General features: G+C 65.3%; 22 protein-coding genes. 6 read left to right on the plus strand and 16 right to left on the minus strand.

The annotated features are described in order from the left end of the window. Positions 1–45 precede the first annotated feature (45 nt). The 3 genes from NOV74_RS13605 to lpdA all read left to right on the plus strand — a co-directional run bounded on the left by NOV74_RS13605 (position 46) and on the right by lpdA (position 3,089). A complete protein-coding gene (locus NOV74_RS13605) occupies positions 46–1,191 on the plus strand; it encodes an acyl-CoA desaturase (RefSeq protein WP_257313523.1) in 1,146 nt (381 codons plus the stop codon). 15 nt (positions 1,192–1,206) lie between these two features. Beyond that, positions 1,207–1,578 carry a VOC family protein gene (locus tag NOV74_RS13610; RefSeq protein WP_257313525.1) on the plus strand — a complete coding sequence of 124 codons (372 nt, stop codon included), beginning with the start codon at positions 1,207–1,209 and terminating at the stop codon, positions 1,576–1,578. A gap of 107 nt (positions 1,579–1,685) precedes the next feature. Then, a complete protein-coding gene (lpdA, locus tag NOV74_RS13615) occupies positions 1,686–3,089 on the plus strand; it encodes a dihydrolipoyl dehydrogenase (protein WP_257313527.1) in 1,404 nt (467 codons plus the stop codon). A gap of 202 nt (positions 3,090–3,291) precedes the next feature. On the opposite strand, the gene NOV74_RS13620 is transcribed toward lpdA, so the two are convergent. The 6 genes from NOV74_RS13620 to NOV74_RS13645 form a co-directional block, all read right to left on the minus strand. Beyond that, entirely contained in the window at positions 3,292–3,756 is a 465-nt protein-coding gene (locus NOV74_RS13620; RefSeq protein ID WP_257313529.1) for a hypothetical protein, read from the minus strand. After that, the gene (locus NOV74_RS13625; RefSeq protein WP_257313531.1) at positions 3,749–4,510 is read right to left on the minus strand and encodes a hypothetical protein; all 762 of its coding nucleotides are present in this window, start codon (positions 4,508–4,510) and stop codon (positions 3,749–3,751) included. The genes NOV74_RS13620 and NOV74_RS13625 overlap by 8 nt, the downstream gene beginning before the upstream one ends. A gap of 225 nt (positions 4,511–4,735) precedes the next feature. Then, positions 4,736–5,851, minus strand: coding sequence for a hypothetical protein (locus NOV74_RS13630; RefSeq protein WP_257313533.1), 1,116 nt, complete (start codon positions 5,849–5,851; stop codon positions 4,736–4,738). Between the two features lie 344 nt (positions 5,852–6,195). Beyond that, the gene (locus tag NOV74_RS13635; protein WP_257313535.1) at positions 6,196–7,023 is read right to left on the minus strand and encodes a hypothetical protein; all 828 of its coding nucleotides are present in this window, start codon (positions 7,021–7,023) and stop codon (positions 6,196–6,198) included. After that, positions 7,020–8,627 carry a hypothetical protein gene (locus NOV74_RS13640; RefSeq protein ID WP_257313538.1) on the minus strand — a complete coding sequence of 536 codons (1,608 nt, stop codon included), beginning with the start codon at positions 8,625–8,627 and terminating at the stop codon, positions 7,020–7,022. The genes NOV74_RS13635 and NOV74_RS13640 overlap by 4 nt, the downstream gene beginning before the upstream one ends. Then, positions 8,624–9,367 (minus strand): ABC transporter ATP-binding protein, encoded by a 744-nt coding sequence (locus tag NOV74_RS13645; RefSeq protein ID WP_257313540.1) that lies wholly within the window; start codon positions 9,365–9,367, stop codon positions 8,624–8,626. Before NOV74_RS13645 ends, NOV74_RS13640 begins: the two co-directional genes overlap by 4 nt. Positions 9,368–9,452: 85 nt before the next feature. Here NOV74_RS13645 and NOV74_RS13650 point away from each other — a divergent pair, with 85 nt between their 5' ends. Continuing rightward, entirely contained in the window at positions 9,453–10,007 is a 555-nt protein-coding gene (locus NOV74_RS13650; protein ID WP_257313543.1) for a hypothetical protein, read from the plus strand. A 14-nt stretch (positions 10,008–10,021) separates the two neighbouring features. Then, positions 10,022–10,810 (plus strand): SDR family oxidoreductase, encoded by a 789-nt coding sequence (locus NOV74_RS13655; RefSeq protein WP_257313546.1) that lies wholly within the window; start codon positions 10,022–10,024, stop codon positions 10,808–10,810. Positions 10,811–10,848: 38 nt separating this feature from the next. Here NOV74_RS13655 and NOV74_RS13660 read toward each other — a convergent pair whose 3' ends face one another. The 10 genes from NOV74_RS13660 to NOV74_RS13705 form a co-directional block, all read right to left on the minus strand. Next, the gene (locus tag NOV74_RS13660) at positions 10,849–12,195 is read right to left on the minus strand and encodes a Fic family protein (protein WP_257313862.1); all 1,347 of its coding nucleotides are present in this window, start codon (positions 12,193–12,195) and stop codon (positions 10,849–10,851) included. A 173-nt stretch (positions 12,196–12,368) separates the two neighbouring features. After that, positions 12,369–13,745 carry a M20/M25/M40 family metallo-hydrolase gene (locus NOV74_RS13665; RefSeq protein WP_257313547.1) on the minus strand — a complete coding sequence of 459 codons (1,377 nt, stop codon included), beginning with the start codon at positions 13,743–13,745 and terminating at the stop codon, positions 12,369–12,371. A gap of 401 nt (positions 13,746–14,146) precedes the next feature. Further along, positions 14,147–15,145, minus strand: a complete 999-nt coding sequence (gene argC / locus NOV74_RS13670) for an N-acetyl-gamma-glutamyl-phosphate reductase (protein ID WP_257313549.1) — start codon at positions 15,143–15,145, stop codon at positions 14,147–14,149. A 126-nt stretch (positions 15,146–15,271) separates the two neighbouring features. Then, positions 15,272–16,324, minus strand: coding sequence for a P-loop NTPase family protein (locus NOV74_RS13675; protein WP_257313551.1), 1,053 nt, complete (start codon positions 16,322–16,324; stop codon positions 15,272–15,274). Positions 16,325–16,409: 85 nt separating this feature from the next. Beyond that, positions 16,410–17,597, minus strand: a complete 1,188-nt coding sequence (argG, locus tag NOV74_RS13680; RefSeq protein ID WP_257313553.1) for an argininosuccinate synthase — start codon at positions 17,595–17,597, stop codon at positions 16,410–16,412. Positions 17,598–17,730: 133 nt separating this feature from the next. Continuing rightward, positions 17,731–19,089 carry an argininosuccinate lyase gene (gene argH, locus NOV74_RS13685; protein ID WP_257313555.1) on the minus strand — a complete coding sequence of 453 codons (1,359 nt, stop codon included), beginning with the start codon at positions 19,087–19,089 and terminating at the stop codon, positions 17,731–17,733. Next, positions 19,086–20,147, minus strand: coding sequence for a M20/M25/M40 family metallo-hydrolase (locus tag NOV74_RS13690; protein ID WP_257313557.1), 1,062 nt, complete (start codon positions 20,145–20,147; stop codon positions 19,086–19,088). Before NOV74_RS13690 ends, argH begins: the two co-directional genes overlap by 4 nt. Next, entirely contained in the window at positions 20,144–21,061 is a 918-nt protein-coding gene (gene argB / locus NOV74_RS13695) for an acetylglutamate kinase (protein WP_257313559.1), read from the minus strand. Before argB ends, NOV74_RS13690 begins: the two co-directional genes overlap by 4 nt. A gap of 24 nt (positions 21,062–21,085) precedes the next feature. After that, entirely contained in the window at positions 21,086–22,075 is a 990-nt protein-coding gene (locus tag NOV74_RS13700; protein ID WP_257313561.1) for an N-acetylornithine carbamoyltransferase, read from the minus strand. A gap of 14 nt (positions 22,076–22,089) precedes the next feature. Next, complete coding sequence (locus NOV74_RS13705) at positions 22,090–23,232, minus strand: aspartate aminotransferase family protein (RefSeq protein WP_257313563.1); 1,143 nt, start codon at positions 23,230–23,232, stop codon at positions 22,090–22,092. A gap of 162 nt (positions 23,233–23,394) precedes the next feature. Here NOV74_RS13705 and NOV74_RS13710 point away from each other — a divergent pair, with 162 nt between their 5' ends. Beyond that, positions 23,395–23,799: an arginine repressor gene (locus NOV74_RS13710; RefSeq protein WP_257313565.1), complete on the plus strand. Its 405-nt coding sequence runs from the start codon at positions 23,395–23,397 to the stop codon at positions 23,797–23,799. The last annotated feature ends 14 nt before the right edge of the window (positions 23,800–23,813 follow it).

Genomic DNA, 23,813 nt, shown 5'->3' on the forward strand with positions numbered 1-23,813 from the left:
TTGCCAACCTCCGGTAGAATAAAACTCTGTTTTGGAGTCAATGGCATGGTCCATGGCAAGCGCTGGAATCTTCTCAATACGCTCTTCCTGACGGGGACCCTGGCCCTCGCCGTGGTGCTGGTGCCCTGGCGTCTGGCCACCTCCGGCCTGAGGTGGAGCGAGGCGCTGGTCTTCGCCGCCATGATCTTCGCTGTGGGCACGGCCATCAGCGGCGGCTACCACCGCCTCTTCAGCCACCGGGCCTACAAGGCTTCCTGGCCCGTGCGCTTCCTCTTCCTCTGCTTCGGGGCCGCGGCCTTCGAGAACTCGGTCCTCAAGTGGTCCAGCGATCACCGGGTGCATCACCAGCACGTGGACACCGAGAAGGATCCCTACCAGATCGGCAAGGGCTTCTGGTACGCCCACTGGACCTGGGTCATGGAGGCGAAGGAACTGCCCCTGGCGGGTGTGGCGGACCTGGAGAAGGATCCCCTCGTGCGATGGCAGCATCGGCACCACTTCCTCATCGGGGCCGTGGTGGCCACCATCCCCCTGTGGATCGGCCTGGCCACCGGCAACGTCCTGGGCCACCTGGTCTTTGGCGTCGTGCTGCGCATCGTGATGACGCACCACACCACCTTCTTCATCAACAGCGCCGCCCACATGTTCGGCAGCCGCCCCTACACGGATGCCAACACGGCTCGCGACAACTGGCTGCTGGCCCCCCTCACCTACGGCGAGGGCTACCACAACTTCCACCACCTCTGGCAGTGGGACTACCGCAACGGCGCCCTCTGGTACCAGTGGGACACCACCAAGTGGCTGCTGAACGTCCTGGGCTGGATGGGCCTGGTAGGTCAGTTCCGGCGCGTGCCCGAGGCGGCCATGACCCGGGCCCGCCTGCACATGGAGGAGAAGCGTCTCCATGAGCGCCTCAGCCTGGCCAGTCCTGGCGTGGCCACCCCCATGCGCGACCGCCTGGCCGCCGCCCGCCTGAAGCTGGACACCGCCCTCGGCGCCCTGCATGACCGGCACGAAGCCTGGCAGGCGAAGAAGGCCGAATGGCGGGCCAAGGGTTTGGCCGAAGCCTGGCGCGAGGCCAAGGCCGAGCGGAGGGCCGCCCTGGCCCTGCATCGCGCCGAGCTCCGGATGGCCTGGGCAGAGTGGAAGGCGGCCCGACTCGAAGTGCGGTCTGCGCTGGTGTACGCCTGACCTGGAGGGGAGACCATGCGAGGCAATGCCGCGTGCTGGTTTGAGATCTACGTCAAGGACATGACCCGGGCCAAGGCCTTCTACGAGGGCGTGCTGTCCACCGTGCTGACGCACCTGGAAGCCCCCGACATCGAGATGTGGACTTTCGGGGGGGACCCTGAGAAGCCCGGATGCGGCGGGGCCCTGGTCCACCTGGAAGGCGTGCCCTGCGGGGGGAGCGGCACCCTGGTCTATTTCTCCTGCGAGGACTGCGCCGTGGAGGAGTCCCGGGTGGTGGCCCACGGGGGCCGCATCCATCGGTCCAAGATGTCGATCGGGCCCTACGGCTTCATCACCCTGGCCATGGACCCCGAGGGCAACTTGATTGGATTCCACTCGCTGAAATAGCCCGGATCCAGTCAGGGCCGCTGCGGCGCCACCCCGGCGCCACCTCAGCGCAGACCGCCGGGACCGGCAGCTGTGGGATCATGAATTTCGTTTTTTTGGAGCGCAGCATGGCTTCCTTCGATCTCCTCGTCATCGGCTCCGGCCCCGGCGGCTACATCGCCGCCATCCGCGCCGCCCAGCTGGGCCTGAACACGGCCCTCGTGGAGAAGGATGCGGGCCTGGGCGGCACCTGCCTCCACCGCGGCTGCATCCCCGCCAAGACCTGGCTGGAGAGCGCCCACCGCTTCGAGCAGATGCAGGTGGCCGACGACTACGGCATCGACGGCGTGGACGCCAAGAGCCTGAAGGCCAACCTCGCCACCATCGTGAAGCGCAAGGGCCGCATCGTCCTGAAGAACGCCAAGGGCATCGAGTTCCTCATGAAGAAGAACAAGGTGACGGTGCTGAAGGGCTTCGGCAAGCTGCTGGGCGGCGGCAAGGTGGACGTGGCGGGCGAGGTGCACGAGGCCAAGCGCATCATCCTGGCCACGGGCTCGGCCCCCAAGCCCATTCCCGGCCTGGAGACGGATGGCGTCCGAGTGCTCAACAGCGACCACATCCTGGACCTCACCGAGCTGCCGAGCCACCTCGTGATCCTGGGCGCCGGCGCCATCGGGGTGGAGTTCGCCTCCGTCTTCAGCCGCCTGGGTTCCAAGGTCACGCTCGTCGAGTTCATGGACACGATCCTGCCCCTGGAGGACGAGGAGATCGGCCTCGAGCTGGCCAAGATCTTCAAGAAGACCTACAAGATGGACGTGCGCACCAAGACCAAGATCACCCGCATCGAGAAGCGCGATGACGGCGTGGTGTGCTTCCTCGAAGGGGAGACCCCCGGCGAGGTGGTGGGCAGCCACCTGCTGGTGGCCGTGGGCCGCGCGCCCATGGTGGAGGGCATCGGCCTGGAGGCCACCAAGGCCCAGGTGGACCGCGGCTGCGTCGTCATCGACAAGTTCATGCAGACCGGCGAGCCCGGCCTCTACGCCATCGGCGACATCGTGCGCACCCCCTGGCTGGCCCACGTGGCCAGCGACGAGGGCATCGTGGCCGCGGAGCACGCCGCCCAGAGCCTGGGCAAGGACGTGCATCCCCACCCCGTTCGCTACGACCGCTTCCCCGCCTGCACCTACTGCGATCCCGAAGTGGGCACCATCGGCCTCAACGAGAAGGCCGCCAAGGCCAAGGGCTACGACGTGCAGGTGGGCACCTTCCCCTTCGCCCCCATGGCCAAGGCCAACATCGTGGGCGAGCCCCACGGCTTCATCAAGATCGTGGCCGACAAGAAGTACGGCGAGATCCTCGGCATCCACATCCTGGGCCCCAAGGCCACGGAGCTCGTGGCCTCCAGCGTGGCCCTCATGGGCGGCGAGTTCACCGTGGACGAGCTCATCCACACCATGTATCCCCACCCCAGCCTCAACGAAGTGTTCCCCGAGGCGGCGCGGGCGGTGTACGGGCGGGCGTTGAATATGTAGGTTGGGAATCGCGCCCAGTTAGGGCGCGGAGATACCAAAAACCGCCCGGATGGGCGGTTTTTGGTATGTAGTGAAATTATAAATGTTAACAAATGAATCTATCCGGCCCCGATTGCACTGAGGTGATGAGCGGAGCCTTGATAGCGAAATGTTGAGAGAGAGGGAAGGCAATGTAGGTGGGGTCCGGCTTCAGAGGGAGAGGTTAGGCCAAGGTGGACGGAGAATTGTATTCATTGAGCAAATATGAGCGATAATCCATATCGATTTCAAAATAACGTCCTTTTTGGTAGTGAATATCCACTGTCGAAAGCCGAGTGATGTGATAAATTAACATTTTTATTTGTAGGCAAAGAGTGACAGGGCCCGTTGTGACTAAATAAATTTTATGCCAAGATTTTTCTTTAAGTTTATTGGCAACTTTTTTAAGAGCTACATCATAAGACATAAGAATGGCATCAATGGATTGTAAGTCAATATTACCAATTGTGGCAGAAAGCACTTCGCCATGCAGATGATTCTCAGGAATGGAGTGAATTCCTTCGTTACAAATGACTGTTAAGGTGTTGGTTTTGCCGGGTTGAAATAATAACGCTTCAAGAGCCGATGAGACTCGTTCTGGGCCGACGGTAGATAGTGCCATATCAAGAATCTTCTGAATTTCATTCATTTGGAACCTCGATTGATTCTTCAATAAGTCTATCAATATCATTGGTGAAAAAGTCAAATAAAGGTGTGCCGGCCTTTACGCAGAAACCAGGAACATTGGCTCTTCCTGAGCTATTTGTAAACATGCGAATCCAAATCTGATTGTCGGTCTTGACGAAGGAATAACGCAAAATGCGGTTATGGTGAAATATTTTGATTAGTTTTTTTTCTTTTGGCTTGAGATCTCTATGGAATAAACATAGTTTAATTTTGTCTATGGCCTCGCTGAGATTCGAGTGCCCTGGGATTGATGATATAAGAAATTGTGCCGCATTTTTATTAGGATCAATAACAATGGCGTGAGTTGTTTTGCCATTCTGGTGCCTGTGACAAAAATCGTCAGAATAGTCATCAAATAGACGATCTGAATAATGTTCACCTATCACAAGATGGTTTGAATTTCTAAACGCATCTCTATGATTGATATCTTTCGAATTAGATGTTGCATTCATTATCCCACACGAAAACACTTTTGTTGAGCCCATCACCGTACTAAATATTTCCTCTTGAATGTGATGCCTCACGGCACTATCGAATAGCCAGTGCAGCATGCCGACGATCATGAATAAGGCTCCAGTGTGGGCAATAATTTCTGGAATTTTTACATTAAAAACTTCGAAATGAAATGAATTTCCAAGTGCAATTAGACAAAAACCTAGAAGAATTAGTATGATCCGGGCTCGGCTTTCCAGAAGTTTGATGATGTGTTTTTCCATAAGATTCCTCATGAATTGATTGACATTGGCCTAACGAATGAAGCTAACTGCACCGCCAGCACCGTGACGCAGAACTGAGCCAAGACAGCAAAATGATGAGAGAGATCGGAAGACGATGCAGGCGGGGTCCGGGTTGCACAAGGTTAGGCACTGCATTGTAATGGTTTGAAAACGTAAAGGCATGATAGAGTGATTGTCTTTCGTTGGACTGAGGTATATGGCTGCCTATCCACGGGCGTTATCGAGATAGGTGATTGATCTACAAATTTCGTAGATTTGATGACTGGTCCGACCGGAGAATTTGCCAACAATCACAAGTACGACCCCACGATCAGGTATCCCCTTTTGAACCGGGAATGAAAGCAGGACGGTGTGCATGCTCATGCACTCATTGTTTTTCTGGCCCTTGATGATGAGTTCCTTGCCAACTCCGCGGCCATATTGAACTGGGGTGTTGGCAACTTCCGACCATCCGCCAACTCCAAAAATGCTATCAAGGCCCTGTTCTTGACTTCTTATCCCAGCATCGATATCAAACTTAACGCCGCTTTTCATTTCATAAAGGGACAATGTGGCTTCAATTTTATGATCTATCCCTGAGAAGGTTCTGTTGGAAACACAGTGCTCTGTGTCAGCACCTTCCAGCTTCTCGGACATCCCCTTGGGAAGACTTACGTTTAGCCAGTTATTAAATCGTGTAGGTACGAGATTGCTAGTATCATTAATTTCTTTCCACGCCATTTCATTCTGATGGTTGAGATACATGCCCCAACCAGCGATAGAACCAAAAATTATGACCCACAATACTGCGGTCAGAAGGACACTCATTTTTTTTGAAATATATTTTATAAGCACAAAATAGGGGGATCTCAGTAATACTGTGACTATAAGAGAAATTATAAAACAATATAAAAAATTAATAAATTTATTATGATTAAAACTGGTTATAGGAACTAAAATTAGCAAGAGAATTGAGAATATCCATCCAAAGGATTTCCCCGGCTTTGGGATGTGGAAGCCCTTATTTGATGTTTCAGGAACACCCGCCATTCCCTCATAACCACTGATGAAGGTTGTAGCCCTGGCGGTCGCTGGTTGGGTGGTGGCTTTGGTGAGATTGATCTCTTCAGTGGCTGAAGCAAGAACCTCGACCTTAACGGGGCGACTCTTTAGCCATGCTCGATCCCCAAAAGCACTCTCAAATGAGACCCATCCCCCTGAAGTAGAATTAAACACGGTAGATTGGCGATCCAACACTCCGTCGTTGAATAGATTTTCAATGGTCGCTTCAGTGATAGGACCAAGTTGCTGTTGGTTTCGGTCTTGAATGATGTATTTCATCTGATGTTAATCCTCATGGAATCCCCAATGGTGAAATGAGTGGGGAGCCGAAAATGGTGAGGCCTAACGGGGGGTTAGACAATCGGAGTATAGAAGGGTGAAGATCGCCCAATTCGGAAATACGGAGGTGTCACTGCTGATCGGATATCAAAATTATCAGATGAATCGACCTACTTAGGCAGTCAAAAAGGGGGACGACCTGGGTCGTCGGCGAATACCGAATACAAGGACCGTTTGATTCTCTCAATGAAGACAGGCTTATCTCGCATTTCCAAGGGAATCATCCAAACAGGCGGATTCAAGCCCCGAACGGGAGGCTGAGCCCCACAGGACTCCCGCTAGCCTCAGCACCGCGCGCAGAAGTGGGGCGGCGCGGGCAGGCGGGAGAGGCCTTCGAAGGCAAGCTCCCAGGCCCGGGCGGGGCCGTGGAAGGCGGTGGCTTCGGGGGTGAGCGTGCGCAGCGCGTGGAGCGGCGCGGGGTCCCCGGGCAGGGGCAGGAAGGGGATGGGCTGGCCCGTGGCGGTGCGCAGGGCCGTGCGGAGGGCATCGGTGAGGGCCGTGGCTTCCGGCAGCACCAGGGGCGGCACGCGCAGCTCGGCGCCCTCGGGCAGCGGCACGCCGGGCCAGAGGTCCGCCTCGAAGCCGCCGTGCTCGGCGTGATCCGGCGCCTCGCGCCACTCGGGGCGGCGGAAGGTCATCTTGCGGCGGGCCTTGTCCCAGTCCGGCAGGAACCGCTTCAGGTCCGCCTTCTCCAGGGGGCCCATGGGGGCCTTCTCCAGGGCCACGGGTACGGCCCGGGCGATGCGGCCCGGCAGGCGCCGGACCAGCATGGGCTTCCCGTCCAGCCAGGGCAGGCCCGCATCCAGCGCGCAGACCAGGGCGCCCAGGCGGCGGCGGTGGAGCTGCAGGGCCTGGGCCAGGTCGCAGCCGGCCACGGGCACGAGGCCCAGCACGTTCACCGCCAGGCCCCGGGCGTGGACCGTGGCCGCGGCTTCCAGGGGCTCCCACAGGTCCTCCGCCGTGCGGCCGAGCACCAGGATCTGCGGCAGGCCGTGGCCCTGGATCCGCTCCACGAGCACCAGGCTGCCGCCACCGGGTGCATTGGGAGCGCCGGGGGCCGACAGCAGCGATCCGCCCAGCTCTGCGGCGAGGCGTAGCGCCTCGGGGTTCATCCCAGGGCCTCCACCAGCTTCTCCCGGCGCCGGTCCAGGGCGGCGGCCGCGGCGGGCAGCAGCAGCAGGTGCGCCGTGAGCACCAACCCGAACAGCAGCGCCATGCCCGGTACCAGCAGCCGCGGCGAGGCCCAGGCCAGCAGCGCGTAGGCGCTGCCGAAGAGGCCGGCCCAGAAAGCCGAGGTGCCCATGCTCAGCAGGCCCAGGGCGAAAGGCATGTTGTTGTTCTTGATGGTGTCCATGGCCATGGGGCGCGGCGCCCAGGTGGAGGTCCACTGCCCCACGGCGGTCTGGGCCAGGAAGATGCAGCCCATGAGCAGCATGCCGCCCAGGAGCGGCGCGAGGCCCGCGTGGTCCAGGGCCAGCAGCAGGAGCGCCAGTGTCAGGGCCTGGAGCCCCTGGTGGGCGGCCAGGCCCAGCAGCTTCCCCTTGAGCAGGTCCTCCGAGCCCACGGGCAGGAGCAGCAGGCCCTTCACGCCGTGCCGGTCCAGGCCGAACTGGTTGAACACGAAGTTGTTCGCCACCAGGGACAGGTAGGCGAAGGCCGCGGGCACGGTCCAGAGCGGGTTCGCCTTGAACTGGGCGAAGGGGCCCTTCAGCAGCACCACGGTCATGAGGGGCATGAGGAAGGCGAAGCGGCCCAGGTGGCTGCGCATGAGGGTCTGGAAGTGGAGCCGCCCCAGGCCCTCCGCCGGGTGACGGAAGCTCCAGAGGCGGTCGGGGCCGCGGGTCTGTGGCGCCACCGAGGTGCCGTTCGCCTCCCGCGCCATGATGCGGGCGCCCAGCACCATCACCAGGGCCAGCAGGCCCAGCGGGTAGAGGTGCAGGGCCAGGGCCGCGCCCCAGTGTCCTTCCTGCGCCTTCACCAGGCTCCGGGCGGCACTGTGGGTGGGCAGGGCCTCCAGGACCCGCGCCGCGCCGCGGCCCAGGGCCTGGACCTTCTCGACCTGGGCGGCCTGGAGGGGGCGGGTCGTGGACCGGGCAGCGGGACCCGGACCGCGCGTCGACAGGCCTGGGGACATCAGGGTGGAGCCCAGCCAGGCCAGGATGGCCAGCGCCGTCAGGGCCAGGCGGAGGCGCTTCACCAGGGCCGAAGCGAGGCCGCCCACGAGCACCTGCAGGGCCAGCAGCATCAGCAGCGTTTCGAGGAGGACGAGGGGCACCAGGATCAAGGTCCGGGGCGCGGCCAGGCCGATCCCCAGCACCAGGCCCGTCAGGGCCAGACCCATCGTCAGCGGCAGCATGTCCGCCAGGCCCGCCGTCAGCTCGGCCAGGTAGAGGGTCCGCAGCCGCAGGGGGAAGCCCCGGTAGGCCTCCCAGGCCAGCTCGCGGGCGCCGCCCAGCACGCCGCCGATGAGGCCGCCGCCGAAGCCGAGGAAGGCGAGCAAGGCGCCCAGGATTGTGACCACGACGGGCCGGTCCAGGCGACCTCCCAGCAGCCAGCCCAGGGCACCCCCACCCAAGATCAGACCCACAGCCCCGAGAAGGGCGAGGATCCCCACCACCAGCGCCAGGACCCAGGCGCCCTGCCGTCCCAGCTCCCGGGCGGAGCGGTTCCAGGTGGCCTGCCCATGGGCCGCCAGCAGGGCGCGAAAGGGGCTCACAACCACGAGAGCGCCCCCTTCTGCGCGCCGCCCACGAGCCCGACGAAGAGCTGCTCCAGGCTCTCGCCGCCGCGGCGCAGCTCATCCAGGGGGCCGAAGCCCTTGAGCCGACCCTCGTCCAGGATGGCGATGAGGGGGCAGAGCTTCTCCACCACTTCGAGGATGTGGCTGGTGAGGACCAACGTCACGCCGCTCTGCTGCAGGCTCTGGAGGATGTCCTTGATGGTGCGGCTGGTGACGGGGTCGATACCCTCGAAGGGCTCATCGAGGAACACGATCTTCGGCCCGTGGATCAGCGCCGCGCAGAGGGCCACCTTCTTCTTCATGCCGAAGCTGTAGTCCGCGATGAGGGTCTTGGGGCCCGGCGCCAGATCCAGGGTGTCGAAGAGCTCGGCCTGACGGCCATCGATGAGGGCGTCCGGCATCCCGTACATGCGGCCCACGAAGCGCAGGTACTGGGGGCCCGTCAGCATGTCGAGCAGGGCCATGTCCTCGGGCATGGCACCGATCTGGCGCTTCACCGCCAGGGGGTCTGCTTCGAGGTCCAGGCCCAGCAGGCGGATGCGGCCGGCGGTGGGCTTCAACAGGCCCGTCACCATCTTCAGCGTGGTGGATTTGCCGGCACCATTGCGGCCCAGGAGACCCAGGAAGGCGCCGGGCTCCAGCGACAGGCTGAGGCCGTCTACGGCCGTCGTGTCGCCGAAGCGCTTGGTGAGGTTCACGAGTTCGAGGGCGGGCATGCTTCGAGGGTAGCAGTGGCACCCGGTGGCTTCAGGGCCGGGAGGGCTCGGTATACTGCGCGCCATGAAAGCCCCCCGGATTTTCGTGTCGTCCCTGCTGGCCCTCGCGGCGGTGCTGGCCCTGTCCGCCTGTTCCAAGCCCGAGACGTCCGGCCTGTCTGCCGCCGCCACGGCGCCCCTGGGCGACCTCAACCTGGTGCGGGCCAAGATCCCGCCGGTCCTGCTGGCAGCTCAGAAGGCCCCCTATGGACTGCCGGCGGATCCCAGTTGCTCGGGCCTGGTGGCGGAGGTGCAGCAACTGGATGCGGCCCTGCCTCCGGACCTGGATGCCCCTCCGGCGGCGGATCCGAGCCTGGGCGAACGCGGGCGGGCCGAGGCGGGCGGCGCGGCCGTGGGCGCCGTGCGCCATACGACCGAGGGCCTCATCCCCTTCCGGGGCTGGGTGCGGAAGCTGAGCGGAGCCGAACGCCACTCCAGGCTGGTGGCCGAGGCCGTGGCCGCGGGCCTGACCCGGCGGGCCTACCTCAAGGGGCTGGGACAGGCCCAGGGGTGCCAATCGCCCGCCGCTCCTCGACGCCCCGAGCCGACCCCCACCGTGGCCCAGTTCCCCGAACGTACGTCCCCACCTTCACCCCGGTAGCCCAGGAGGAACCCATGGATCTCGGCATTCGCGGCAAGGTGGCCATGGTGGCGGCCGGTAGCAAAGGGCTGGGCCGGGCCGCGGCCCTGGCCCTGGCGGCCGAGGGCTGCGCGGTGTCGGTGTGTGGTCGGGGCGGCGAGGCCCTGGCGGCGGTCCGGGCGGAGCTGGAGGCCCGGGGCGTGCCGGCCCTGGGTGTGGTGGCGGATGTGGCAAAGGCTGAGGACCTGGCCCGCTGGCACCAGGCCACGGCCGTGGCCTTGGGCCCCGTGCAGATCCTCGTCACCAACACGGGCGGGCCCAAGGCCGCTGGATTCTCGGGGCTTTCCGATGACGACTGGGCCGCCGGGGTGGACTCCACGCTCATGAACGTGGTGCGCCTGACGCGCCTGGTTCTGCCGGGCATGCGGGCGGCCCAGTGGGGGCGCATCGTCCACATCACCAGCCTGGTGGCCAAGCAGCCCACGCCCCTGCTCACCATCAGCTCGACGCTTCGGGCCGGCCTCTCTGGCCTCACCCGCACCCTCGCCCTGGAGGCTGCCGCGGATGGGATCACGGTGAATGCCGTCCTGCCCGGCCACGTCATGACCGACCGCCAGGTCCACCTGGCCGAGGTGAGGTCCGTGGCGGAAGGCATCACCACCGACGAGTACTACGCCCGCACGGCCGCCGCCATCCCCGCCGCCCGGCTTGGGAAGCCCGAGGAGATCGGCACTGTGATCGCCTTCCTCTGCGGCCAGCCCGCAAGCTACCTCACCGGCCAGAGCCTGCTGGTGGATGGGGGGCTGGTGCAGGGTACGTTCTAGGGCGGGCCACAGGCCGCGCCGCGCTTCCAGGATCGGTCCTATGGCTCGAGGCGAGCCATCCGGGCCGCCAGGTCGTTGGGGGCGACGAAGAGGAACGCACGCCCTTCCTTGATCTTCTCGAGGAGTGCCAGCTCCGCCAGCTGGAGCAGGTCGGTCCGGGCGGTCTGGTAGACGATGCCATGTGTTTTCTGGTGGTCCTCGATGTGGTAGCCCGCGCCTGGATGCTTCAAGGCATGGGTGAGAAGGGTCTTCTGACGGTGGTTGAGCCTGACACGGAGGGCGGGTGACTCTGCCAGCAGGCGCTCCATGCTTCTTTGTTCTTTCGCTTTCCGGGCGAGGTAGCCATGGAGGCTCTGGATGGCCTTCCGCATGGTGGTCAGCTGGTGGATGAGGAAGTAGGTGGTGTCTCCACCGTCGGTTTCGGTGAAGAGGTAGGCTCGCCCGTACTGGGCCGGTGCCTTGCGGAGGATGTGCGAGATGGAGATGAACTCGGCCAGCCAGTACCCGCTCCGGAGCATGGACCAGTAGAAGAGCCCCCTGGCCGTCCGTCCGTTTCCATCCGCGAAGGGGTGGTCGTAGCCGACCATGAAGTGCAGCAGGATGGCGCGAAGGACCGGATGGACGAAGGGGCGCTGGTCTTCTCCAGCGTTGGCGAAAGCGCAGAGCCGCTCCAGGCGTTCCGGCAACTCACGATGGTCGGGCGGCTGGTGGAGGATGGTTCCGTCGTCGTTATCTACCACCTGGATGTCGTCCGACTGGCGCAGCCTTCCTACATCCCGTGGGTCGTCCAGTGTGTGCTCGGACACCATGCGGTGGATCTCAAGCAGCCGCGCCAGGGTCATGGGCTCGTTCCTGAAGCCCTGGATGGCGCGCATGGCCAGGAAGTTGTTGAAGATCATCTGCTCGCTTCGGTCCTTCGGAGCCCTTCCGGACCGGAGCATCTCGGCGGCCACCCTCCGGGTCGTCGAAGCCCCCTCCAGCTGGCTCGAGGTGATGGCCTCCTCGATGACCGATTTGAGGAGATACCTGTCCCGGGTGGCGGGCGAGGTGGTCTCGGTGGCGGACTTGATTTCGCCAGCCGCATCCTGGTCGATGTGGTGCAGATCGATCTGGACAGGCTCGGGAGTGCCGAAGAAGAAGGGACACCCCTTCTTGTCCAGCAGCGGGAGGGGCCTCAGGAGGGCCTGGCGGGCCCACCGGAGACCCAGCCACCACCGCTCGTGGTCCAGACCCTCCGGGGGCTCCCGATGCCTCAATTCGTCCCAGTGGAGGTAGGTGTCCTTGACCAGGGGACCGGGTTGGAGCTCGAGGATCTTCTGGATGTCTCCAGCCTCAACGGTTGAAAGAAGTCTGGATATCTCTGGAGGCGCGTGGGGGAGCTTCATGGTCACCTACTAATTGATAATCCAATTAGGAATTTGCTAGTAGGTTAGGGCGGGGTGTGAGGGGTGTCCATAAAAAACTAAAGTCGAAATGAATTAGTAGTATATTGACACATCAGGTCATCCAACGAAAAACGCCGGCCCATGGCCGGCGTTTTTCCACGAGGAAGGACCCTTCAGTTCTTGAGCGAACTCACCGTCTGGAAGTAGTGCGCGAACGCGGCGATGCCGCCGCCGGCCTGCTCCCAATCGTAGTTCTCGTTGGGCGCGTGGTAGCCGTGACTGGGCAGGCTGAGGCCCAGGAAGAACACCTCGCAACCCAGGATGTCCTCCATGGTCTTCACGGCGCCGATGCTGCCGCCTTCGCGGGTGAAGGAGCAGGGCGCGTCGAAGGCGAACTTGTACGCATCCTTGATGGCCTCGGCATAGGGGCCCGTGACGTGGCCCTTGAAGGGGGCCAGGCCGTGCTCCTCGTGGAACTGCACATCGGGGAAGTGCTTGTTCACGAAGGCGCGGATGCGGTCCATGGTCTTGGCCTCGTCCATGTCCGGCACCAGGCGGCAGGAGAGCTTCACCTCGGCCCGGGGCGGCACGGCGCTCTTGATGCCGGGGCCCGTGTAGCCGCCCACGACGCCGTGGACCTCCATGGTGGGCCGACCCCACACGCGCTTCATGACCTTGAGGGGATCCTCGGTGCGCATGCCGGTGATCATGTGGTCCTTCTTGAAGGTCTCCACGCTGAAGCCGGCGTTCGCCCACTCCTCGAGCTCCTGCTTCGAGGGCTTCACCACCTCGTCGTAGAACCCGGGGATCTTCACCTTGCCCGTCTCGCCGTCCATCATCGCGGCGACCACCTTGATGAGCTCGGCCAGGGGGTTGCGGGCCGCGCCGCCCACCACGCCGCTGTGCAGGTCGTGGTCCGCGGTCTCCAGGGTGAGGCGGAAGCCCTTGAGGCCCCGCAGACCTGCGGGCGTGCTGGGCTTGCCGCGGGTGATCCAGACCGTGTCGCTCACCACGATGGCGTCGGTCTTCAGCCGGTCCTTGTGGCGGTTCAGGCCACCCTCGAAGCTGGGCGAGCCGATCTCCTCTTCGGTCTCCCACAGGAAGTGGATGTTGAGGGGTACGCCCGCCTTGCGCGCGGCGAGGGCGCCGAAGAAGGCCGTCACCGCCGGGCCCTTGTCGTCCGTGCTGCCGCGGCCGCGGTAGGTGTCGCCGTCCACCACGAAGGTGAAGGGCTCCGCGGTCCACTCGGGCTCATTGGCGGGCTGCACGTCCATGTGGTTGTAGACCGTGATGGTCGAGCAGCTGGGATCCTCCCCGAACCAGCCGTGGATCAGCGGGTTGCCGCTGGTCTCCAGGATCTCGGCCTTCCCACCGTGCCGCTCGAAGAGCGCCCGCGCCGCCTCGGCCACACGCCGCACGTCGCCCTGGTGGGCCGGGTCGGCGCTGATGGAGGGGATTTCCACCAGGGCCTTCAGCTCCGCCTCGAAGGCCGCACGGCTCGCGCTGGCGAACTGCCCTAGGGCTTCACGGGTGAGAAGGGAAGGATTCATAGACGCTCCGGAAAGGGTCAATCATCATCCCACATCCGGAAGTCTTGTCTATTAAGGGATCTAGGGGTAGGCGATGGGTGGAGCGGCGGCGAGATCCAAGGGGCGATCCACCGTCCAAGGGGCGGGCCATTGCCACTGATTCAAGGCAAAAGACTCTTTTAGCCACCAATTTCAGTGATTTCACCGATGACGCCTGGTATGGGTCCTGCATGGGCCGGCCCAAGGCCGCTTCCGGCTTTGCCGGAAGTCATGGGGGGGGGGGGGGCCAGGGCCGTGCCCTCCATGGGGTGTGCGGCCCTGGCACCCCCCATGGAGCCCCTGCTGCGTTGGAACAGGACATCATCTTGCATCATTGCAATCACCGAAATCGGTGGCGAATTCACCTTGGCGTCCTGTGGCGATCAGCCCGGGTACCCGCCCGCCACCTTCAGCCCCGTCCATTCCGGCAGCCCCAGGGCCAGGTTGAGGTTCTGCACGGCCTGGGTGGCCATGCCCTTGCCGAGGTTGTCGAGGGCCACCATCACGGCTCCGTGGCCGTGGCGGGCCGCCACGCCGATGTCCGCGAAGGCGCTGCCCGTAGTCGCGGCCACGCGGGGCGATCCGTCCACGATTCGGACGAAGAAGCGGCCTTTGTAGAAGGCTTCGAAGTGGGCCTGGAGCGTGGCGGCATCCATCCCCGCGGGCAGCGGGAACTGGGCCGTGGCGAAGATCCCCCGCACCATGGGCGCGCTCTGCGGCACGAAGCTGAGGGGCGCCTCCCAGCCTCCGCTGGCCAGGGTGCGCAGCACCTCGGCCTCGTGCTGGTGGCTCAGCATCTTGTAGGCGCGAAAATCCGTGGCCCGCGTCGGATGGTGGGTGGTGTCGCTGGGCGCGGCGCCGGAGCCGCTGGAGCCCGTGGCGGCGGTGACGGCCACGAAGGCGGGCTTCCATCCAGCCAGCGGCAATAGAGCCAGCTGCAAGGCCGTGGCGAAGCAGCCGGGATTGGCGATGCGGGTCGCACCCTTCATGCGCTCGGGCTTCCAGTCCACCAGGCCATAGACCCAGGCGGGATCCAGGCGGAAGTCCGTGGAGAGGTCGATGACCGTGAGGCGCTCCAGCAGGCCGTGATCTTTTCCCGCCGCCTCGATCTCCGGCCAGAGCTTCCCGAGCTCGCCGTGGGGCAGGGCCGAGAAAAGGACCGGGTTCGCACTCTTCGCGAGCGCCGCCCAATCCGGTGTGGCTTCGAAGGTGCCCTCCACCAGCCCCCGCAGGTTGGGGTGCTGGGCGTGGAAGGGCTTGCCCGCGTGGCTCCGGGCCGTGCCTCGCAGGGACTTCACCGCTGGATGAATCGACAGCCAGCGCAGCAGCTCGCCCCCGCCGTAGCCGGACGCGCCGAGGATGAGGGCATCAATGGAGGTCATGGAAGCCTCAAAGGAAACACTGAATGTTTAACCGCAGATGTCGCAGATGCCGCAAATGAACAGCGAAAAGAAGCGGAGTTTTTTATCTGCGAAATCTGCGTCATCTGCGGTTTCAAACCAGAATCCTTAAACCTTTGCGGCGATCTTGGGCTCGACCAGCCCCAGCACGAACTTGCCGAGGGCCTCGGCGTCGGCGCGGGCGTTGCGGGCGGGGAGGCCGAGGGTGGCCACGAAACGCTCGCCCACGCGATTGTCCGTGGCGGGGCCGGCGATGAGGTCGGCTTGGATGCCGAACGCGGACTTCAGGTTGGCCACCCCACCGGCCGCACCCACGGGATCGTTGGCGCACAGGATGAACGCGCCGCTCAGGGCCTTCAGATCGGCGTCTTCGAGGATGGCCTGGACACCGTACTCGCCCATGATGCCGTCGCCGGTCTCAGCCACGATGACGTCCACGCCGTGGGCCGCCAGCTCCGAGAAAATGATGCGCGACACGGCCGCAGCGCTGCCCGCGTCCGTGCACACGATGCCCGCGTCCGTGAAATCCAGGGCGACTTCGGCGCCGTAGTCGCGCATGGCCAGCGCATCGCGCATGAGTGACACGCCCGTGAGCTTGCAGGCGCCCACGCGGTAGCCCGCGCGGCTGAGTTGGCGGATGGTGGCGCAGGCCGCCGCGGTCTTGCCCGCGTTCATGCAGGTGCCGGCCACGTAGACCACGGGGCAGTGAGTGGAGAGGCCTGTTCCTTTGAGCGCGCCCATGCGGATGTGCGCGGGCTGGCCGGCGCGGGACTGGAACTCGGGGAAGACGAGCACCTGGCCCAGCACCTCCAGCTCGAAGGGCTTGCCCACGTCCGGGTTGTGGGAGAGGCACTTGCCGAGCACCCCGCCCATGTTGAGCAGGTTCACCGTGTCGCCGGGCTTCAGGGACTCGGGCATGACGCCCTCGTAGCCCTGCAGCGCGTTGCGGTGGCCCAGCGCCCCCACGACGATGTCCCCGTCGTGCAGGGTGCTCATGCGCCCGTGGGGATCCTCCAGCTGGTTGTAGGAGGTCTTCTCGCCCCGGATGCGGCAGGCGATGACCGAGCCCTCCTCCAGCAGGATCTCGGGCCCGAGGGTGAGGGTCCGGCTCAGCCGCAGGTTGCGGGTGACCGAAGCGAGCTTGTCGACGTGGATGCGCATGGGGACCTCGAAAGGATTCACCACCAAGACACCAAGAACTGCAAAAGCTTTTGTCTTTCTCGGTGTCTTGGTGTCTTGGTGGTGATCAGTTGCTTTTTGCCTTAAGCGTCAAAACTTGCTGTACCCCGAAGAGCTTGGCGAAGCCCGCGGCTTCGGCACCGGTCCAGAGCTTGTTGGCTTCGCCGTAGGTGGCGATGCGGGGATCCATCAGGGAGTAAGGCGACTGGACGCCCTCCACCACGAAGGCCCGGGGGTGCAGGGTGAGGCGCACCTCGCCGCTCACGCGGTCCTGGCTGGACGCGAGGAAGGCCTCCAGGTCCCGGGCCAGGGGGTCGAAGAAGTGGCCCTCGTGGAGGAGCGAGCCGTAGAGGTTGCCGAGGCTCTCCTTCCAGAAGAGCTGCTTGCCGCTGAGCACCAGCTTCTCCAGCTCCCGGTGGGCGCCGATGAGCAGGTGCGCCGCCGGGGCCTCGAAGCCCACGCGGCCCTTGATGCCCAGGATGGTGTCGCCCAGGTGCACGCCCCGGCCGATGCCGTAGGGCCGGCCCACGGCGTTGAGCTGGGCGATGAGGGTGACGGGATCCATGCTGTTGCCGTCCAGGGAGACGGGCACGCCCGCCTCGAAGCCGATGACCAGCGCCTTGGGGGGCAGGGTGCCGATGACGCCGCCGGGGAAGGCGGCCTCGGGCAGGGTGGTCCAGGGGTCGAGCGTTTCTCGGCCGCCCACGCTGGTGCCCCACATGCCCTCATTGATGGAGTAGTCCTTCGTCTTCGGGGGGAAGATCACGCCGCGATCAGCGCAGTAGGCCATCTCCTCGGCCCGGGAGAGGGCCAGGTCGCGGATGGGAGTGAGGATCTGGAGGTCCGGCGCCAGGGCGCGGAAGGCCACGTCGAAGCGCACCTGGTCGTTGCCGGCGCCCGTGGAGCCGTGGGCGATGGCGGCGGCGCCCATGTCCTTGGCCAGCTCCGCGACGGCTCGGGCCTGGCAGACCCGCTCGGCCGACACGGACAGCGGATACATCTGCCCCCGCAGCACGTTGCCGTAGACCAGGTAGCGCAGATAGCCGTCAAAGAGCCCGGCGCGGGCATCCACGGTGGTGTGGCTGATGGCGCCCAGCCTCGGCGAGGCGGCCTCGATGCGCGCCAGTTCTTCGGGCGAGAAACCCCCCGTGTTCACCGTGACCGTGGCCACGTCGTAGCCCTGCTCCTTGAGGTAGAGCACGCAGAAGGAGGTGTCGAGACCCCCCGAGAAAGCGAGAACGGCGAGCTGGCTCATGGGAGGCCTTTCAAGAATTCAGAACCTTGAATTGAAACCGCAGATGTCGCAGATGGCGCAGATAAGAAAAGACAAGCAGGCGGCCGCTTTTTAATTGCGAAATCTGCGCCATCTGCGGTTAAAAAATCAGTATTCAGTTCGCCCATAGCGCCGCCTCCGCTTGGGCGTGGATCTGCTGCTTGGCCTCGATCCATCCGCGCGCCGCGGCCAGGTCGGCTTCGAGGGCGTCCAGGGCCAGGTTGCCGGCGCCGCCCAGGTGGGTGGCGGTGAGGGCCGTGCGATCCGGGGCGAAGGTGCCGTCCTGGATCTGCTGGGCCACCTTGCGGTAGGCCTCGCGGAAGGGCAGGCCCTCCTGCACGAGGACGTAGGCCTGGTGGGCGGCATAGAGTTCGTCACTAGAAGCCGCAGCGGCCGCCTCGGCCTTCACCTGGAGGGCCGGCAGCAGGGGTTTCAGTACGGCGAAGAGGTCGTCGGCGTGCCGGAGGGCGGTGATCAGCGGCTGCTTCAGCAGCTGGAAGTCCCGGTGGTAGCTGGAGGGCAGGCCCGAGGCGATTTGCTCCACGAGGCCCGCGGCGCCCCGCAGTTCCCGGCAGCGGCCGCGCGCAAGCTCCACCACATCCGGATTCTTCTTCTGCGGCATGATGCTCGAGCCGGTGGTGAAGGCGTCCGGCAGCTTGAGAAAGCCGAACTCCTCGGTGCTGTAGAGGGAGACGTCCCACAGGAACTTCTCCAGCACGCCGCCTGCGGACGCGGCCCACTGCAATACGGCGGCCTCGTGGCGGCCCCGGCTGTTCTGCACGTCGATGGGGCTCCGCTGCACCTTGGAGAAGCCCAGTAGCCGGGCGGTGAGCTCCCGGTCGATGGGCAGGGGCACGCCGAAGCCGGCGGCGGAGCCCAGCGGGCAGCGGTCCAGGCGGCCATAGACCCCCTGCAATGCCTCCAGCTCCTCCAGCAGGCCTTCGGCGAAGGCCGTGGCCCAGAGGCCGAAGGTGCTGGGCATGGCCCGCCGCAGGTGGGTGTAGCCCGGCAGGGGCGTGTCCTGGTGCGCCTTGGCGAAGGCCAGGAAACCCTCGGCCAGGTCCGCCACCCGCAGGCCCAGGATCACCAGGGCGTTGCGGAGGTAGAGGCGCAGGGCCAGGATCACCTGGTCGTTGCGGGAACGGCCCAGGTGGATGCGGCCGCCCACGGAGCCCAGGTTCCGCGTGAGGTCCGCCTCGATGGCGGTGTGGCCGTCCTCCATGTGGGGCGGGATGGGAAAGGCCCCCTGCTTGGCCAGGTTGGCGATGCGCCGCAGGCCGCGGACGAGCGAGACTGCATCGGCCTCGGGGATGAGGCCCGTGGCGGCGAGCATCCGCGCATGGGCGGCGCTGCCCAGGGCGTCCCAGGCCAGGAGGGCCAGGTCGGTCTCGGGATCCTCGCCCACGGTGAAGCGGTGGATGGCCGCGTCCAGCGGGACATCCTTGGCCCAGAGGGTGGTGGCTTCAGGCCTCATGGTTGCACCTGCATCTTGAAGAACGCGGGGACGAGCTTGGCATAGAAGTCCGCCCCTGCCTCGAGCTCCTGGATGGTCAGGTACTCGTTGGGGCTGTGGCTGCGGAAGGTGTCGCCGGGGCCCACCTTCACGGCCGGAATGCCGCCCAGGAAGGCCCAGTCCGAGGTGGTGCCCGAACCGACCGGTCCCGCCTTCTTCGCGGCCTGGAGGGCGGCGCGGACGATGGCGTGCGTGGGATCGGTGCCCTTGGGCAGGTAGCGCTTGGAGTGGATGGCGACCTCGCTCTCCAGCTGGCGCTGGAAGTCGGCGCACAGGGCGCCGTGGTCCTGGTCCGGGCCCGTGCGGAGATCGATGAAGAATTCGCAGGCGTCGGGCACCTGGTTGCGGCGCAGGCCGCCGCTGATCTGCGTGACCTGAGCCTTCTGGCTGCCCAGCAGCGGGTGGGCCGGGAACTCCATGGCCGCGACCTTGGCGATATCCCGGGCGGCCTTGTGGATGGCGTTTTCGGCGCCGAGCATCTGGGCATTGGCCACGTGGCCGCTCTGGCCCCGGGCCGTGCACTTCAGCAGGAGCATGCCCCGCTGGGCGGCGCAGACCCGCAGGCCCGTGGGCTCGCCCACCACGGCGCCGTCCAGGGTGCCGAGCTGGTCGAGGATGGTGGCGATGCCCTGGCCGCCGGTCTCCTCCTCGGCGGTGAGGGCCACGACGACTTCCCCGTCGAGGGGCTGTGTCGCGAGGTCGAAGGCCGCGAGCAGGATGGCGGTCACGCAGCCCTTGGCGTCGTTGGCGCCCAGGCCCTGGAGTCGCGACCCGTGCCAGACGGGCGTGAAGGGATCTCCCTCCCAGCCAGCGCTGGGCGGCACGGTGTCGAGGTGGGAGTTGAGCAGCAGCCGGGCGCCGCCTTTCTTCCCGAAGGTGAACCAGAGGTTGTTCCCCTGACGTTGGACCTCGAAGCCCTGGGTGGAGACGAGGTTCTGCACCAAGTCCGCAATGGGACCTTCCTCGCCGGACACGCTGGGCGTGCCCACCAGGAGCGTGAGCAGTTCGGCGGGGCTCATCCGGCCACCGCCGCTGGTTGGGCGGAGACGACCATCGTCCCGCTGCCCTCGTTGGTGAAGATCTCCGCCAGCAGCGCGTCCGGGGCGGTGCCACTCACCAGGTGGGCGCTGGCGACGCCACCCTGGATGGCCGCCTTCACCGCCGCCACCTTGGGCCGCATGCCGCCGCTGATGATGCCCTTGGCCTCGAAAGCCGCGAGCTCGTCCAGGGTGGCGTGGGGGATGAGCGAGGAGGACTTGGTGACGTCCTTCAGCAGGCCTGGCACGGACAGCAGGAAGAACAGCTTCTCGGCGTGCAGGGCGGTCGCAAGGCTGGCCGCGATGGTGTCCGCGTTCGTGTTGTAAATGGCGCCGTCCTCCCCCCCGGAAAGCGGCGCCACCACCGGCACGAAGCCTCCTTCGAGCAGGTGGCTGAGTACATGGGGATCCACGGTGTCGATGTCGCCCACCAGGCCGTAGTCCACCAACTGAGGCTCGGTGGCGCCGTCCGGCACCACGGCCACAGGGGGTCGCCGTGTGGCCTTCAACAAGCCAGCGTCCAGGCCTGTGAGGCCCACGGCGGGCACGCCCGCGGCCTGCAGCTCCGCCAGCAGGTCCATGTGCACCTGGCCCGCGAAGACCATCTTGGCGGCGTCCAGCACCTCGGGGCTCGTCACGCGCCGGCCCGCCACCTTCTGCACGGGGATGTTCATGGCCTCGCAGACGGCGTCCAGCTCGGCCCCGCCGCCATGCACCACCACCACCCGGATGGAGAAGGACCACAGCAGGGCGATCTGCTCGCAGAAGGCCTTGCGGATCTTGGGCTCGGCGATGACCTCGCCCCCCACCTTCACCACGAACGTCTTGCCGCGGAACAGGCGCACGTACCGGGAGGCTTCCTTGAGGGCGGCGTAGGGATTGGGGGAGAGCGGCATGGATAACTCCGGAATCGGGCGGGGTCAGGCGTTCAAAAGGTGGTCGATGGTGGCCCGCTGCACGTGGAAGCGGTTCTCGGCCTCGTCCACGACGCGGCTCCAGGGGCCGTCCAGGACGCTGTCGTGGACTTCCAGGTTCCGGCGCACGGGCAGGCAGTGGGTGAAGATGGCCTCCTTCGCGGCCTTCTGCATGTGGGCGGCGGTGGGCATCCAGGCGCCCAGGTCGGCCATGGGCGCGGCCTCCAGGCCCGACGTGGTGGAAGGGCCCCAGGCCTTGGCGTAGACGGCGGCGCTGCCCTCCAGGGCGGCGTCCTGGTCCGTGGTGTAGATCACCTTTCCGCCCGTGGCGGCCGCGTACTTCTCGGCCTCGGCCCGGACTTCCGGCGCCAGCTCGTAGCCCTTGGGGTGGGCCACGCGGATCTCCGCGCCACAGGCCGCGGCCGTCAGCAGGAAGGAGTTGGGCACGGCCTTGGGCAGGGGCTTCATGTGGGGCGCCCAGGTGAGGGTCACGGGCACCTTGGTGGTGCCATGGGTCTCCTGGATGGTGAGCAGGTCGGCCAGGCCCTGGTGGGGGTGCTCCCGGGCGCTCTCCATGCTCAGCACGGGCACGGTGGAGAAGCGCCGGAAGGCGTTGATGACGGGATCCAGCTCATCGATGGCGTCGCCATCGCCGTGGGAGAAGGTGCGCACGGCCAGGGCATCCACGTAGCGGCCCAGCACGGGTACGCCTTCGCGCACGTGCTCGGCGCGGTCCTGGTCCATGACCGCGCCGTCCCGGTCCTCCAGCTTCCAGGTGCCCGCGCCCACCTCGAGCACGATGGCGTGGCCGCCGTGGCGCAGCATGGCCGCCTCGAAGCTGGCCCGGGTGCGCAGGCTGGGATTGAAGAAGACCATGCCCAGGATGCGGTCCGCGAAGATGGCGCCGGGGCGCTGCTTCTTCCAGGCGGCGGCCTTGGCCAAGATGTGCTGGACGCCCTCGGGGCCCAGGTCGGCGATGCGGGTGAAGTGCTTCATGTCGGCTCCCGGATTCAGGGCTTGGCGAAGGCGTGGATGGCGGCGACCAGGGTGGTGAGGGCCGCGTCGCTGACGTTGAGGGGCGGCATGAGGCGCAGCACCTGGGGATCGCCGGAGCCGCCCAGGAGGATGTGCTGCGCCATGAGGTGCTTCTTGAGGGCGGCGGCCTGGGGCGTGCGGAGGCCGAGGAGCAGGCCCTCGCCTTGGACAGTCTCGACGACCGATCCTTTCAGTTCCTTCCGAAGCCGTGCGGCGGCGGCGACGGCGTTGGCCATCAAGCCCTCGGACTCGATCACCTCCACCGTGGCCAGCAGGGCCGCGCAGGCCAGGGGGCCGCCGCCGAAGGTGCTGCCCAGGTCGCCGCCCTTGAGCTTCGAGGCCACGGCGGCGGTCATGAGGAGCGCCGCCATGGGCACGCCGGAGGCCAGGCCCTTGGCGGAAGTCATGAGGTCGGGCCGCACGCCGTAGAACTGAGACGCGAAGGGCGTGCCCATGCGACCCATGCCCGTCTGGATCTCGTCGAAGATGAGCAGGGTGCCGGTGGCGTCGCACTTGGCGCGCAGGGCCTGGAACCACTCTCGCGAGGCGGTCTTGATGCCGGCCATGCTCTGGATGGGCTCGAGGATGACGCCGGCCACGTCCGAGAAGTCCGCCGCGTCCAGGGCCAACCGGTCGCCGAAGGGCAGGCGCAGGCAGGGCGTGAGGCTGTCGGCGAAGGGCTGGGTGATCTTGGGGTCGTCCGTCACGGAAAGGGCGAGGGTGGTGCGGCCGTGCCAGCCGCCCTCGAAGGCGCCGAGCTGCTTCCGGCCCGTGAGCAGCAGGGCGACCTTGAGTGCGTTCTCGTTGGCCTCGGCGCCGCTGTTGCAGAAGAAGACCGAGTCCATGCCCGAGAAGGCCGTGATCGTCGCGGCGGCGGCGTCTCGCACGGGCAGGGCCGCCGCGGCGGAGTAGAAGAGCAGCGAGGCGGCCTGATCGGCCACGGCCTTGACCACCTTGGGGTGGCTGTGGCCCGTGGCGCACACGCAGTGGCCGCCGTAGAAGTCCCACCAGGCCTGGCCCCAGTCGTCGAAGACCCGGTCGCCCTCGCCCTTCACCAGCGGGAAGGGATAGGGGGCGTAGGTGGGGAGCAGAGCGGGAACGGCGGGCGTGGTGGGCATGCGGAAATCCTGTGCATATGCGTGCATGGGCACGCATAATCATGCAATCAATTGCATAATATGCACACTTTGAATCTCCAAAATCAAGAAATATTTCTCTATTTTCTGTAACTAGAGATTCGATGGCTTGCGATTCCATGCAATTTCATGCAACATCCATGCATGGACTTGGATCAGCTCATCCTCCAGTTGCTGGAGGCCCACCCCATCGCGGACCAGACGGATCTGCTGGAGCGCCTGTCCGCCGAGGGCCATGACCTCACCCAGTCCACCCTGTCCCGGCGCCTCAAGCGCCTGGGCGTCATGAAGGTCCAGGGGCGCTACCGGAGGGTGGAAGCCGCCGCCCAGGTCCTGCCCGAAGTGACGATCCGCGAAGTGCCGCCCAACCTGCTGGTGCTGAACACCGCCCCCGGCTATGCCCAGGCCCTGGGCCTCAGCGTCGATGCCGATCCCGTTCCGGGCCAGATGGGCACCCTCGCCGGCGACGACACCGTGTTCGTAGCAGTCCTACCCGAGCGACTGGCCGACGTGAAGGCGCATTTAGCGCGGGTCGTGGCGGGGCGGTAGGGGCTTCGAGGGTC

Source organism: Geothrix fuzhouensis, from assembly GCF_024609325.1.
Taxonomy (GTDB): Bacteria; Acidobacteriota; Holophagae; order Holophagales; family Holophagaceae; genus Geothrix; species Geothrix fuzhouensis.